This is a genomic window from Rhodococcus sp. ACPA1, from assembly GCF_002300195.1.
Lineage (GTDB): Bacteria > Actinomycetota > Actinomycetes > Mycobacteriales > Mycobacteriaceae > Rhodococcus_F > Rhodococcus_F opacus.
Window position 1 is genome coordinate 324,556 of sequence record NZ_NSDX01000004.1, and the last position, 12,927, is coordinate 337,482.

11 protein-coding genes are annotated in these 12,927 nt (G+C 69.3%); 4 read left to right on the forward strand and 7 right to left on the reverse strand.

The features are described 5' to 3' along the window. Positions 1-48: 48 nt before the first annotated feature. Positions 49-924 carry a class I SAM-dependent methyltransferase gene (locus CJ177_RS19400; RefSeq protein ID WP_095868389.1) on the forward strand — a complete coding sequence of 292 codons (876 nt, stop codon included), beginning with the start codon at positions 49-51 and terminating at the stop codon, positions 922-924. On the opposite strand, the gene CJ177_RS19405 is transcribed toward CJ177_RS19400, so the two are convergent. The 3 genes from CJ177_RS19405 to CJ177_RS19415 form a co-directional block, all read right to left on the reverse strand. Next, on the reverse strand, positions 896-2,419 hold the full coding sequence (locus CJ177_RS19405) for a glycosyltransferase family 39 protein (protein ID WP_095868390.1): 1,524 nt from the start codon (positions 2,417-2,419) through the stop codon (positions 896-898). The two genes, CJ177_RS19400 and CJ177_RS19405, sit on opposite strands and share 29 nt — an antisense overlap. Then, complete coding sequence (locus CJ177_RS19410) at positions 2,416-4,305, reverse strand: glycosyltransferase (RefSeq protein ID WP_061699982.1); 1,890 nt, start codon at positions 4,303-4,305, stop codon at positions 2,416-2,418. Before CJ177_RS19410 ends, CJ177_RS19405 begins: the two co-directional genes overlap by 4 nt. Positions 4,306-4,386: 81 nt before the next feature. Next, positions 4,387-5,190: a glycosyltransferase gene (locus CJ177_RS19415; RefSeq protein WP_061699983.1), complete on the reverse strand. Its 804-nt coding sequence runs from the start codon at positions 5,188-5,190 to the stop codon at positions 4,387-4,389. 82 nt (positions 5,191-5,272) lie between these two features. Between CJ177_RS19415 and CJ177_RS19420 the strand changes: the two genes are divergently transcribed. After that, positions 5,273-7,456, forward strand: coding sequence for a hypothetical protein (locus tag CJ177_RS19420; RefSeq protein WP_095868391.1), 2,184 nt, complete (start codon positions 5,273-5,275; stop codon positions 7,454-7,456). Here CJ177_RS19420 and CJ177_RS19425 read toward each other — a convergent pair. After that, positions 7,428-8,285 (reverse strand): SGNH/GDSL hydrolase family protein, encoded by an 858-nt coding sequence (locus tag CJ177_RS19425; protein WP_095868392.1) that lies wholly within the window; start codon positions 8,283-8,285, stop codon positions 7,428-7,430. The two genes, CJ177_RS19420 and CJ177_RS19425, sit on opposite strands and share 29 nt — an antisense overlap. Before the next feature lie 61 nt (positions 8,286-8,346). Further along, positions 8,347-8,970, reverse strand: a complete 624-nt coding sequence (locus CJ177_RS19430; protein ID WP_061699986.1) for a helix-turn-helix domain-containing protein — start codon at positions 8,968-8,970, stop codon at positions 8,347-8,349. An 86-nt stretch (positions 8,971-9,056) separates the two neighbouring features. On the opposite strand from CJ177_RS19430, the gene CJ177_RS19435 reads away from it, so the two are divergent. Further along, positions 9,057-10,013, forward strand: a complete 957-nt coding sequence (locus CJ177_RS19435) for an NAD(P)/FAD-dependent oxidoreductase (RefSeq protein WP_095868393.1) — start codon at positions 9,057-9,059, stop codon at positions 10,011-10,013. Here CJ177_RS19435 and CJ177_RS19440 read toward each other — a convergent pair. Together CJ177_RS19440 and CJ177_RS19445 are read right to left on the reverse strand one after the other, a co-directional pair. Continuing rightward, positions 10,003-10,968, reverse strand: a complete 966-nt coding sequence (locus CJ177_RS19440) for a Gfo/Idh/MocA family protein (protein WP_095868394.1) — start codon at positions 10,966-10,968, stop codon at positions 10,003-10,005. The two genes, CJ177_RS19435 and CJ177_RS19440, sit on opposite strands and share 11 nt — an antisense overlap. Beyond that, entirely contained in the window at positions 10,968-12,068 is a 1,101-nt protein-coding gene (locus CJ177_RS19445) for a DegT/DnrJ/EryC1/StrS aminotransferase family protein (protein WP_061699988.1), read from the reverse strand. The genes CJ177_RS19440 and CJ177_RS19445 overlap by 1 nt, the downstream gene beginning before the upstream one ends. Positions 12,069-12,172: 104 nt before the next feature. Between CJ177_RS19445 and CJ177_RS19450 the strand changes: the two genes are divergently transcribed. Then, positions 12,173-12,892, forward strand: coding sequence for a DapH/DapD/GlmU-related protein (locus CJ177_RS19450; RefSeq protein ID WP_025431667.1), 720 nt, complete (start codon positions 12,173-12,175; stop codon positions 12,890-12,892). The last annotated feature ends 35 nt before the right edge of the window (positions 12,893-12,927 follow it).

Sequence of the window (12,927 nt, forward strand, 5' to 3'; positions counted from 1 at the left end):
ATCCCGGTTCGAGCGGTGAGCCGGGATGCGGACTGGCAACATGGGTATATGTTCGATCTTCGGAGAAAGGCCCGTCTCAAGCTTCAACGTGCCATGTCCGAGGTGGTGGCCGAATCGGATCGGCGGTCCCGCGAGCTCACCGAGAACCAGCACGACCAGACCCTGGCCGAGCTGAGCGCGACCAACCAGGAACTCGCCCGGGTGCTGTCCGAGCTGTCCGATGCCCGCATGGAGATCTCCGACGTCCAGCAGCGGCTCGGCGAACTCGAGCAGCAGGCCCGCCGCGACATCACGCAGGCGCTGGACGTGCGGGCCACGAACGAAGCGGCGGCGTTCGTGCTCGAGCACATGCCGAAGGCGCCCGTGTTCTGGAATCCGCAGGACACGCTGCGCTACGGCCTGTCGCAGGTGGAGGTCGAGGGGCTGGCCCTCGAGTTCGGGGTGGCGTCGGGCACCACGCTCCGGATCATCGTCGAACAGTTGAAGGACGCCGAGCACGAGGTGTTCGGGTTCGACGTGTTCTCCGGCCTGCCGCAGACGTGGCGCACCGGATTCCCGGCCGGGGAGTTCGCGCAGGAGAAACTGCCGCACGTGCGGGGCGCGCAGCTGGTGCCCGGACTGTTCGAGGACACGCTGTCGGGTTTCCTCGAAGAACACCCGGGACCGGTGTCGTTCGTGCATCTCGACGCCGACCTGTACTCGTCGACGAAGTCGGTGCTCGACCGGCTCGAACGGCGGCTGGTCGCGGGCACCGTGATCGTGTTCGACGAGTTCTTCAACTTCCCGGGCTGGCAGGAGCACGAGTACCGGGCGTGGACCGAGTTCGTCGACCGCACCGGCGTCCGCTTCGAGTACCTGAGCTACACCGCGAACCACGAGCAGGTGGTCGCGCGGATCACCGCACCAGCTTCACCGCCTGCGTGACGTTGAACGTCGCACGTTCGTCGATCCGCAGTCCGGACCGCGCGAGCGCGGCGAACGCCTCGGTGTCCTCGAAGTGGTACGGCGGCAGCGTCCACACCTCGTTGGACGTGTGCCGAATGATGCGCTGGGTGTCGCGTTCGTAGTCGGTGAAGAACCAGACCACGGAGCACGAGTCGAGCGCGCCCGCGAGGTCGGGGACGGCGAGTTCGTCGTCCCACAGCGACCCCCGGCTCGCGGCCGTGATCCCGAGCCCGATGTCGCGGGTGCCGTCGAATGCCTCCGGTCGCACGTTCTTCACGAGCCGCAGCGACGTGGGGTTCCAGGCCGGCTTGTCGAACAGCACGCAGTCGCCGGGGCGGAGGTGTTCCCCGGCGAAACCGTTGACGGTGCTGAAGTCCATGCCGCTGGGTTTCGCCCACTGCTCGCGCTGTTCGAGGTAACTCGGCGATGCGGCCACCGCGAACACCGCCAGCACCGCGGCGGGCTGCCACCACTTCCCGGTCAGCGCGGCGAGGCAGAGTCCGCCGACGAGGGCCACGGCGGGCGTCGTGAACGTGAAGTACCGCGGGAGATACACCGGGCTGCGCAGGAGCGAGTACGCGAGCAGCGCAGCCATCGGCACCGCGATCCACGGCAACGCTACGGACAGCGCCGGGGGCAGACGGCGACCGCGCACCAGCGCCACCGACCCGGCCACCGCCAGCACGGCGAACAGCACCGCGAACCATGGTGCGCCGACGAACCACTGGTACTCGGCGACGGCCCGGGGCAGGTGGTCGTCGAGCGGCGGGATCCACGCCACCTGGACCGATTCACGGCGCACCAGTGCCACGAACGGCGCCGCGACCACCGCCCCCGCCGCCGTGGCCGACGTCCAACCGAGCCAGGACCGCCGGGCCTCGCGCAGCAGCAGGATCGTCAGCAGGTGCGCGGGAACGAGGGTGATCAGGTAGACGAACAACACGATCGACACCGCCAGGCCGGCGGCGTACAGCGCCCACAGCCACCAGCGCCGGAATCTCAGTGCCGCAAGGAGAATCACCGTCAGCCAGACCGCGGCCGCCGCCGTGGCCGCGTACCCGCGGGCCTCCGCGGCCGCCCACGTGACGCTGGGCAGGATCACGAACAGGATCCCGGACAGCACCGCCACCCGCCTGGTCGAGATCAGCGCACCGAGCACCACCACGCCTGCGCCCGCCGCGCCAGTGGCCAGGGCGCTCGGGAACCGCGCCGAGAACTCGGAGGCACCGAACGCCGCGAACCAGTAGTGCATCCCGACGTAGTACAACCCGTGCACGGCATCGATGTGGCCGAGCAGATTCGACAGGTCGGGCCGGGATCGCTGACTCGAATACAGCGTCGCGACCTCGTCGTACCAGAACGACGGACGCCAACTCCACGCCGCGCCGAGCACCACACCGACAGCGAAGACGAGGAACGAATCCCGGAGCAGCCCACGCACGTCGCGGGCCTGCAACGGTCCGGCCGACGTCACTGACCGTAGAGGCGAGCCCAGTTCTCCCGGCTGGTGAGCTGCGGCAACGCGTCCCGGTACTGGCGCTGCGCCGACGCCGCATCCTCACGGAACCGCTTCATCAGCTTCGCGGTCCGGGCCGTGAGCTCACGGGCCGTCTCCTTGTCGCGGCGGCGCACCCGCACCCCGGACTGGGAGGCGTCCGTGATGACGGCGGTGTCGAACAGCGACACGTGCCACCAGTGCGCCTCGGCCACAGGGATACTCGCGACACCGTGCTGGGTGCGGCCGAGCCACTGGTACGCGGCCCGCTTGGCGAGGACGAGGTCGAGCTTGCTCTTGTCCGGCTCGAAACCGGCGTACCGGGTGACGAGGTCGGAGTTGCGGACACCGGGAATGTTCGACGCGGGGTGCTTGACGGTTTCGGGGAACCGCTTGCGCTCCTCACGGATCGACGCCAGCACGGCCTGACCGCCGTCCTCGAGCACCTTCGGGCCCTCGAGGAAGTCCTCGATGCCGCGAATCATGGTGTACGCCAACCCGTACTGCATCGACACGAGGTACTGGGTGATCTCCCGCGTCATCATCTTGCTCAGCGACTTGGCGTCGAAGTCACTGTGCAGCGCGGCGGCGATCAGCGAGTTGCGGATGCTGAAGTACTTGGCCCAGTCGTCGCGATCCTTCCAGTGGAAATCCGCGTGCCACACACCGGCGTTGGGCAGTGTGACCGTGACGAATCCGGCGGCGCGGGCGCGGATGCCGTACTCGATGTCGTCCCACTGGAAGAACATCGGCAGCGGGAGCCCGATCTGCGCGACCACCTCGGCGGGGATCAGACACGACCACCACGCGTTGTAGCCGGCGTCGACGCGCTTGTTCTGCTTCTTCTTGACCAGGTTGATGTCGTGCCGCGACCCGGCCGCCCAGCGGCCCGCCTTCAGCTTCGACAGGTCCGCTTCCTCCGCGCTGACGTGCAGGTGTTCCGGGTTCATCAGGTACAGCATCTGCGCGCCGACGAGCGTCGGCTCCGTGGTGACGTTGGCGAATGCGTTCATCCGCAGGATCGACTCCGGCTCGCACAGGATGTCGTCGTCCATCAGGATCAGGTTGGCGTGCTCGTTGATGCCCGACACCTCGTACATGCCGCGGGTGAATCCGCCGGCCCCACCGAGGTTCGGCTGCCGCAGGTAGACGAGCTTGTCGCCCAGGATCTCGGCGACCTCGGTGAACTTCTCCCGGTCCGACACGTGGTCACTGCCCTGGTCGACCACGTACACGGCGTCGATGCCGGACGCCATCGTCGAGTCGTTCGCGATGGCGGCGACGGTCTCGGCGCAGTCGTCGGCGCGGTTGAACGTGCAGATCGCGATCGCGGCGGGCCGGATCACCGACGGCGCGGCGACGGTCCACTCCAGTTCGCTCACCGCGAGGGGGCCGTCGACGGCGGTGAACTCCACCCACAGGGACCCGCCGTCGAGGTAGGCGTCCAGCTTCGCCGACAGCGTCGCCGTGCCCGAGCCGTCGATCTCCGTCGTCGCGAGGATGCGCGAGTTTCCGCCCGAATCGGAGCCGCGCAGCGCCACCACGGCGCGACCGTCGGCCTGGTGGTGGAACCCGACGGTCACGTCGGTGACCGTGGTCCAGCGCTGGTAGTAGCTGGCCGCGAACCGGCCGAAGTACGTGTCGGTGTCGACCGTCGCGCCCTTCTCGAGGTGCACGACGTAACGCTCGCGGTGGGCGCGGCCCTTGACGATCCTGGCGTACAGGTCGTCCTTGACCCGGGTGGTCGGTCCGGTGAAGAGACCTCGCGCCACCACGAGGCGGTCGGGTGCGCGATGCTCGGTGAGAGCACTCCGTACCGCGGCCGTGCTCCCGTCCACAGGTGCTACCGACGCAGACTCGTTCATAGTGCTCCTACTGTTCCCCGCGAGAGGTGGGCTGGACCGTGCCACGGCGACGGCACGATCCTCTTCTCGGTTCGCAGGGTATCAACCTCGCGACGCGCTCCCCGACCATGCGAGGCGACCTCCGTCCCGGTGACGGGCCCGCAGCCGGAACAGCCCCACCCCCATCGCGAGCACATCTGCCCTGGATATGCGGGTTTCGTGGCTGTCGTGATCGTCGCTCAGACGCACCGGGACCTCGACCGGCACGATGCCCGCCCGCTCCACGAGGTAGACGAGTTCGGTGGTGAACAGGAACCCGGATTCGACGAGGTCGGGAACCAGTCCCCGCATCAGGTCGCCGTCCATCAGGACGGTGCCCTGGGGGTCGCCGGTGCGCATCCCGAGGACCACCCGCCGCAGCGCCGCGAAACCCCACGTCAGGGTGCCCCGGAGGGCGCCGCGCCGCACCTGCGAGTCGGGGTGGGCCTTGGAACCGATCACGACTGCGGGCAGCCGGCCGTCGTGGCCGGCGACGAGTTTCTCCGCGCCGTCGAGGTCGTCGAACCCGAACGGCAGGTCGTCGGCGGTCAGCAGCACGTGCGCGCCGCGACTCGCCTCCGCTCCCGTCCGCAACGCGTTGCCCATGCCCTTGTCGCTCCGCAGGACGATGAGCGACACGGGTCCGGGCGTCCAGTCGGCGGCGAGGCGGGTGCAGATGGCCACGGTGTCGTCGGTGGATCCGTTCTCCACCACGATGATCTCGACGTCGTGGCCGGCCAGTCGTTCGGCCACCCGGTGGACGGTCTGCTCGATGACGGCGGCGGAATTGTAGGCCGGGACGACGATCGACAGCGCCTTCGGCGCACGTGCGCCTTTCTGGTCGTGGGAACAACCGAAAAGGCGCACGGGCGCAGCCTAACTCGTAGGCTCGGAGTCCGTGGCACCCTCCGCGTCCGTGTCTTCGACGTTCACCCGATCGATACACCGCATGCCCGAGTGGATGGTGGCACTGGCGGTCGCAGTGGCTGCCGCGGCCGTCGCGACGATTCCCCGGATCGTGTACGACCGCTTCTACTACGGCGGCGACATGCTGGAATCGTTCGTGCCGTCCTGGCATCGGATCGGCACGGAACTCCTGGCCGGGCGGTGGCTCACCGTCAATCCCGACGCCTGGATCGGCGGAAACTACGCGGGCGAGGCCGCCTACGGTCTGTACAACCCGGTCAATCTGGCCAACTACATCCTGGCCGCAACTTTCGAGAACCTGTCCGTCGCGGCGTTCGTGATCATGGCCGAGTTCCTCGCGCTGTTCGCCCTCGCGACGTATCTGCTGTGCCGCGAACACGGCGCCCGCCGCGGTCCCGCGATCCTCGCCGGACTGACGATTCCGTTCAGCGGTTTCACCCTGTTCTACGAGGCGGCGGGCTGGCCGTCCGGGATGATGGCCGTCGCGTGGGTGACGCTGTTCTGGTGGTCGGCGCTCCGCCTCTCCCACGGTCGCACGAATCCGCTGGTCACCTTCGTGATCGGCGCGCTGACGGTGAGCATGGGCAACCCGTACGCCGCGCTCGGTGCCGTCGTCGTTCTCCTCGGCATCGGGATCGGCCTACTGGCCCAGCGGCAGTTCTTCCGGTTGCTCGTGCTGGTGATCACCGGCGCGTGCGCGGGCACCGCCGCGCTGGTGACGTACCTGCCGCTGTTCCTCAGCGTCGACGTCACCACCCGCGCCGGCAGCACCGGCATCTTCAACGACACGTTCCTGCAACCGCAGATCGGCGGCCTCGCGGGAATGAGCAGCCCGTCATATCTCCCCGTGATCATGACGTTCGGGGGTCCCGTCGAGGTGATCCCGTCGCTGTACCTCGCCTGGTTCGTGCTGCCGCTGCTGCCGTGGCTGCCGTGGGGCCGGATCCGCGCACTGTTCGGGTCCGCGGAGTTCCGTCGCGCGCACGGCCGACCACTGATCAGCCTGGCCGTGATCGCGGTCGTCTACTTCCTCTTCACGTTCGGACCCTCGAACGTCGGGATGTTCCGGTGGCCGATCCGGCTCGTCGAATACCTGTACCTGTGCGTCGTGATCGGCCTGGCGCTCGCGCTGTCGCTGGGGATCGCGCGCGACCGGGTGTGTCCCCGGGCGACGGCGTCGGCGGTGCTGATCGCGCTGGGCTTCTATCTGGCGTTCTCGTCCTCGCCGGCCCTGACGCTGCGGCACACGCTGTTCGCGCTGCTCGTCGCGGCGCTGTGCGTGCTCGCGTACGCCGCCTGGCGCACTCGGGGCCCGAATGCTCTCGTCGCTGCCCTGGTTCTGGGAACCGTGGTGGTGGCGGCCGCGCAGGTCTGGTCCCTCACCCGCGACGTCGAGCGCGGCAGCCGCGTCGACCCGGCGAGTACGTCGGTGCTGTCCGAGCAGACGGACCGCTACCAGGGCACCGTGCTGCAACTCGCCGACCTGGACGACACGTCCCACGAGGACGTCACCGCCGGGCGGATCCTGTTCGGCAACGAGATCATGGCGTCGTCCGTCGAGGGCAGCATCAACGCCTACACCGGCATCGGGTTCACCGAGTTCCAGGAAGCCCTGTGCATGGACTACCGCGGCGCCGTCTGCCCCGGGGTGTACGGGGCGCTCTGGCAGCCGGTGAACGCGGACATCCCGATTCCGCTGATCGACTACCTCCGGGTGTCGACGCTCGTCGTGGAGCACGGGCTCGTGCCCGAGGTCGCGACGGCACCGCCCCCACCCGGCTGGCACGTCACCGAGCGCAGCGACTCCCGGACGGTGTTGCAGCGGGACCGGCCGCTGCCCCTGCCCGGACGCGTGTCGTTCGCGTCCGACGGCGTCCGGGTCCTCTCGTCCGACACGAGCGCGGCGACGGAGACCGTGCGGGTGGCGGGCAGCGGCGGCACCGTCTCGTTCGCGCGCCTCGCGTGGCCCGGCTACTCGGCCACCGTCGACGGCGAACCGGTGGACGCGACCGCCGGGTGGCACGGTCTGCTCGAGGTGTCGGTGCCGCCGGGCGACCACGAACTGGTCGTGACGTTCCGCCCGCCGCGGCAGAGCCTCTCCGTAGCGGCATTCGGCGCCGCGACGGTCGTGGTGCTGATCCTGTCCGTCGTCGATGCGGTGGTACGCCGGCGCAAGCTCAGCGCGGCGACCACCCGGACGACCTGAACGCCGACACGTCGGCGGACCCGGATCCCGCGACCGCCGCGGACGACAACGCGTCGGCGATCAGCTGGTGCCCGATCTGGTTCGGGTGGTCGCCGTCGTCGGCCAGCAGTCCGGTGGGGTCGCCGTCGCCCCACGTCCCCTTGAACGTGCTGAACAGGTCGACGTACGTGGCGCCCTCGGCACCCGCGACCTCCGAGATGACGTCGTTGGCACGCAACGTCAGCACGGCGCTGTCCCGGAGGAACTGCGGACCGAACAACTCGCGGGCCACGTCGCCGTCCGGGAAGACGTCCCAGTACCCGGTGACCAGCACCGCGGTCGGCTGACCGGCCCGCAGTTCGGCGATGCGGTCGAGCACGGACGTCAGCGTGGTCTGCAGCTGCGGCAGCACCGGTTGGAAGCAACCGAGACCGTCGTCGCCACCGCAGTCGCCGTCGAGATAGTCGTCGAGTTCGGCGTAGAAGTCGTTGGCGCCGATGGTGACGGTGACGACGTCGGCGTCGCGGACGGCGTCGGCGTCGTATTCGCCGGGATCGAGGGCGTCGAGCAGGTCGGTGCTGGTCCAGCCCCCGACACCCAGGTTGGCCACCTGCACGGGCAGCGCGTCGTCGCCGGACAGCTGATCACCGAACAGTTCCACGAACGGCGTGCAGCCGGGGCATCCGTCACCGGCCGGGATCGAATCCCCCAGGCCGACCAGCGTCGCGACCGCGGGCTGTGACTCCGGCTCGGGCTGCGGCTGCGCCGCGGGCGACGTCGACGTGGTGGAGCAGCCGGCGAGGACCGGAATCACGACCGCTACGGGAACACCGAGAATCCAGCGTCGCACGGGGCCTCCCCATCACGTCCTGCGCCTCGGAGGGAGCGCTCGTCACCGGTCCGGACGAATTCTACCGACGGTCGCGCTCGGCTGCCGTTCCCCGCGGGACCGTGCGGACGTGCGCCCGCTCGCCCTGGGGACCGAACAGGCTGAGGATCTCCGCCGGTTGCGGTCCGGGGTTGCCGAACCAGTGCGGGACGTGGGTGTCGAACTCGGCGACCTCCCCCGGCGTCAGGATCACGTCGTGTTCGCCGAGCAGCAGTCGCAGCCGGCCGGACAGGACGTACAGCCATTCGTAGCCCTCGTGGACCTGCAGGTTCGGGATGCCGTTCGGGTCGCCCGGCGGGATCACGTGCTTGAACGCCTGGATCCCGCCCGGCCTGCGCGTCAGCGGGATGATCGTCGAGCCGTTCCGCTCGAGGGGTCGCAGATGGACGCGAGGGTCGCCGGTGGCGGGTGCGTCGACGAGCTCGTCCAGGGGCAGCTGGTGAGCGCGGGCCAGTAGGAGCATCAGCTCGAGGGTGGGTTTCCGCTGGCCGGACTCGAGCCGCGACAGGGTGCTCACCGAGATCCCGGTGGACTCGGAGAGCTGGGCGAGGGTCGCGCCGCGCTGCTGACGGAGTGCTTTCAGCCGCGGTCCCACGGCGTCGAGGACGCCGTCCAGATCGGGTACGTCGTCGTTCACACCCACCATGTTGCCACAGCGGCAAACTTGCTTGCCAGTTTTGCGGCCTCCCCGGACAGTGGACGTCACGAGGTCGACGAACGAAGGAGAACGCGATGGAAGACAGTTACGACGTAGTGGTCGTCGGTGGCGGCGCGGCCGGACTCGGCGGGGCACTGGCCCTGTCGCGGGCACGCCGCTCGGTGCTCGTGATCGACGCGGGCGCCCCGCGCAACGCACCGGCCGGGCACATTCACAACTATCTCGGCCGAGAGGGCACCCCTCCCGGCGAGCTACTGGCCATCGGACGCGAGGAGGTCGCCGGGTACGGCGGTGAGATCGTGACCGGCACCGTCACGTCCGCCGACAAGGTCGATGACGGACAGTTCCGGGTGACGCTCGCGGACGGCGCGACCGTGCGGGCGCGGAGACTGCTCGTGACCACCGGCCTCGTCGACGTGCTCCCCGACATCCCCGGGGTGGCCGCGCGATGGGGACGCGACGTCCTGCACTGCCCGTACTGCCACGGCTGGGAGGTCCGAGACCAGCCGGTCGGCGTCCTCGCCGGCAGTCCGCTGGCGGTGCACCAGGCGCTGATGTGGCGGCAGTGGACCGAGAACGTGACGCTGTTCCTGAACGACGCGGACGAACCCACCGGCGAGGAGTACGAGCAGCTCGCCGCACGCGGCATCGCCGTGATCGACGGCGGCGTGGCCGGGCTCGAGGTGCAGGGCGACCGGCTGACCGGTGTCCGGCTGCGCACGGGTCAGGTCATCCCCCTCACCGCCGTGGTGGTCCCGCCCCTGTTCAGGGCCCGCGCCGAGTTCCTCACGAGCCTCGGCCTGGACACCACCGAGATGGAGATGGCCGGCCACGTGATCGGCACCGCCGTCGCCTCCGACGCGACCGGCGCCACCGCGGTTCCGGGGGTGTGGGTGGCAGGCAACGTCGCAGACCCGAAGGCGCAGGTGATCGTCGCCGCCGGAGCAGGCCTGAGCGCCGCGGCAGCGATCAACGCCGACCTCATCATGGAAGACACCCGCCTGGCGGTCGCCGGGGCGCTCAGCCGGTAGCCGACACCGTCGCCTCGTGGACCACCCGATGCGCGGGCAGGATCGAGTCGCGCTCCGCGTCGGCATCCCCCTCGCCGCCGATCAGCCCGACGTAATGCGCGAGCTGGGCGGCGAGGGGTTCGTCGCTGTAGCGGAGGGTGGGGATCTCGATCACCGTCTGCTGCTTGTAGCCGTCGCGGTCGGCGGGCAGGTCGTCGTCGATGTGCCGGTAGATGGTGATGTCGCGGCGCAGGAGGTCGATCTCGATCAGGCGGTCCGGCTCCAGCAGCGACAGCTGCCGGACCTTCCGCTGACTCACCCGGCTGGCCGAGATGGTGGCCACCGCACCGGATTCGAAACGCAGCACCGCCTCCGCACAGTCCTCGGCCTCGTTCCGCCGCGAACGGTCGTGGAAGTACCCGAACTCGGCCTTCACGCCGACGGGCGGTGATCCGACGAAACCGATTGCGAGGTCGACGTCGTGGATCAGCAGGTCGGTCGCGACGCCGGTGGGGATGCGGGAGACGAACGGCGAGTGCCGGATTCCGTTGACCTGCCACACGTCGCCGGCGAATTCGCGTGCCGTCCGGACCGCCGGATTGAATCGCTCGAGCAGGCCGCACATCAGCGGGACACCCGTCGCGGCGGCGCGTTTCACCAGATCCGTGCTCTCCTCGTACGTTGCGGCGAGCGGCTTTTCGACGAGCACCGGCTTGCCGAGGTCGAGGACGCGGCCCGCCAACTCGTAGTGGGCGGGTGTCGCCGCCGCGACGACGGCGGCGTCGATGCCGTCCAGCTCGTCGAAATCCGCAGCCCATGCGGTGTCGAACCGTGCGGCGACCTCCCGCCCGTGTTCCTCACGCGGTTCCACGAGCAGGGCGAGGTCACACAGCGAGGACTGCGCGAGCACGCGGGCGTGCAGCGAACCCATCCTGCCGGATCCGATGAGCGCGATCCGTGGTCGCGTGGACGTCATCACACCTCCATCGCCTCGCGCACCGCGGCGACGATCCGGTCGACCTCGTCGGCGGAGAGCGCGGCGTGGACGGGGATGCTCAGGCACCGGCGGGCCACGGACGTCGCGACCGGCGTGGGCGAGGCGATCACCCGGGGATGCTCGCGGTAGCAGTCGTAGTCGTAGACGGTTCTCGGGTAGTAGACACCGCTGCCGACTCCCCGATCTCCCAGACGCTGCGCGAGGATGTCGCGGTCGATCGGCGCATCGGGTGCGAGGATCACGGTGAACTGGTGCCACACGTGTCCGCGGCCCGCGAGTTCCGAAGGCAGAACGAGACCTTCGACGTCCTTCAGACCGGTCCGCAGTGCCTCGGCATTACGCCGGCGCGACTCCACCTGCTGCAGATAGGAACCCAGCTGCGGCAACCCGAGACTGGCCTGCAGATCCGTCATCCGGAAGTTCTGGCCCGCCATCTCGTACTCGTAGCGGCGTCGCATGCCCTGATTCCGCAGCACCCGTAACCGGTCGGCCACCGCGTCGTCGTCCGTCGTGACCATGCCGCCCTCGGCGGTGGTGAGATTCTTCGTGGCGTAGAACGAGAAGCAGCCGAGCCCGAAACTGCCCGCACCCTTGCCGTCGAACGTGGCACCGTGCGCCTGCGCGGCGTCCTCGACGACGGCGAGTCCCCGGGTCTCCGCCAGCGGCATCAGCGCCCCCATGTCCGCGGTCTGCCCGTACAGATGCACCGGCATCAGCACCCGGGTGCGCTCGTTCACGCACTGCGCCACGGCGTCGGGGTCGAGCGCGAAATCAGCCTCCCCGATGTCCGCGAACCGGGCCGTCGCGCCGGAGTCGAGAATCGCGTTGAGCGTGGCCACGAACGTGAACGGGGTGGTGAGCACCTCGTCGCCCGGTTGGAGATCCAGCACCCGCAGTGCCGCGATCAGCGCGGTGGTGCCGCTGTTGACGGCCACGGCGTGCCGGGTGCCGACGAGTGCGGCGAACCCCTCCTCGAACCTCGCGACCTTCGGTCCCTGCACGACCATCCCTGATCGCAGGGTGTCGAGAACCTCGCGCTCGACGTCCTCTCCGAAAGAGATACTCGAGATCGCGATCACGGTTCCTCCGATAGATTGACGTGCGTTCACACCGTCTTCACAGATTGCACCCTCTTGAAGGTTCCCACGGTCTGCACGGCTCCTGGAAGGAATCGCCAACTTTCATGACCATCGGTGAAAACTGCGAGATCCACCCGACCGTCGTGATAGGCGACGGCGTCACGATCGGGGACCGCGTGAGCATCGGACCATATGCCGTCCTCACCGGCCCGCTCGACATCGGCGACGACTGCTGGATCGGCGCGCACGCGACGCTCGGGGCGCCGCCGGAGTGGATCGGGAAGACGCATCCGCGCACGTGGACGGAGATCAGTCCGCATCAGGGTGTCGTGATCGGCGCGGGCACCGTGATCCGGGAGATGAGCGCCGTCCAGCAGGGAGCCGAGCGGCCGACGACCATCGGGCGCGGCGGATTCGTCATGAACCACACGTCCGTCGAGCACGACGTCCGGATCGGCGACGACTGCGTCCTCTCGCCGTCCAGCACCCTCGGCGGTCACGTGACTCTCGGCGACGGCGTCAATCTCGGTATGAGCGCGGTGGTGCATCAGCGGCGGGTGATCGGTGCGCGGGCGATGGTCGGAATGGGATCGGTCGTCGCCAAGGACATTCCGCCGTTCGCCACGGTGTTCGGCAACCCCGCCGCCCTGCGCGGCACCAACCGGGTGGGCATGAGCCGCGCCGGGATCGCCGACCGGGACATCGCGGCGGTGGCGAAGGTGTATGCCTCGGGGCGGCTCGACGCCGACGCGGAACTCCCGAACTCGCTCGCCGACGCGTTCGCCTGGTGGCGGGAGCTGGCGGTGAAACCGCTCGTTTCCTGATCCGGCGCCCTCCGATTGCTATCGTCGGAAACGAA

Excerpts from the sequence above, each read along its gene's own strand:
- CJ177_RS19400 (WP_095868389.1), top strand. The coding sequence starts at position 49 with ATGTTCGATCTTCGGAGAAAGGCCCGTCTCAAGCTTCAACGTGCCATG.
- CJ177_RS19410 (WP_061699982.1), bottom strand. The coding sequence starts at position 4,305 with ATGAACGAGTCTGCGTCGGTAGCACCTGTGGACGGGAGCACGGCCGCG.
- CJ177_RS19420 (WP_095868391.1), top strand. The coding sequence starts at position 5,273 with ATGCCCGAGTGGATGGTGGCACTGGCGGTCGCAGTGGCTGCCGCGGCC.
- CJ177_RS19430 (WP_061699986.1), bottom strand. The coding sequence starts at position 8,970 with ATGGTGGGTGTGAACGACGACGTACCCGATCTGGACGGCGTCCTCGAC.
- CJ177_RS19435 (WP_095868393.1), top strand. The coding sequence starts at position 9,057 with ATGGAAGACAGTTACGACGTAGTGGTCGTCGGTGGCGGCGCGGCCGGA.
- CJ177_RS19440 (WP_095868394.1), bottom strand. The coding sequence starts at position 10,968 with ATGACGTCCACGCGACCACGGATCGCGCTCATCGGATCCGGCAGGATG.
- CJ177_RS19450 (WP_025431667.1), top strand. The coding sequence starts at position 12,173 with ATGACCATCGGTGAAAACTGCGAGATCCACCCGACCGTCGTGATAGGC.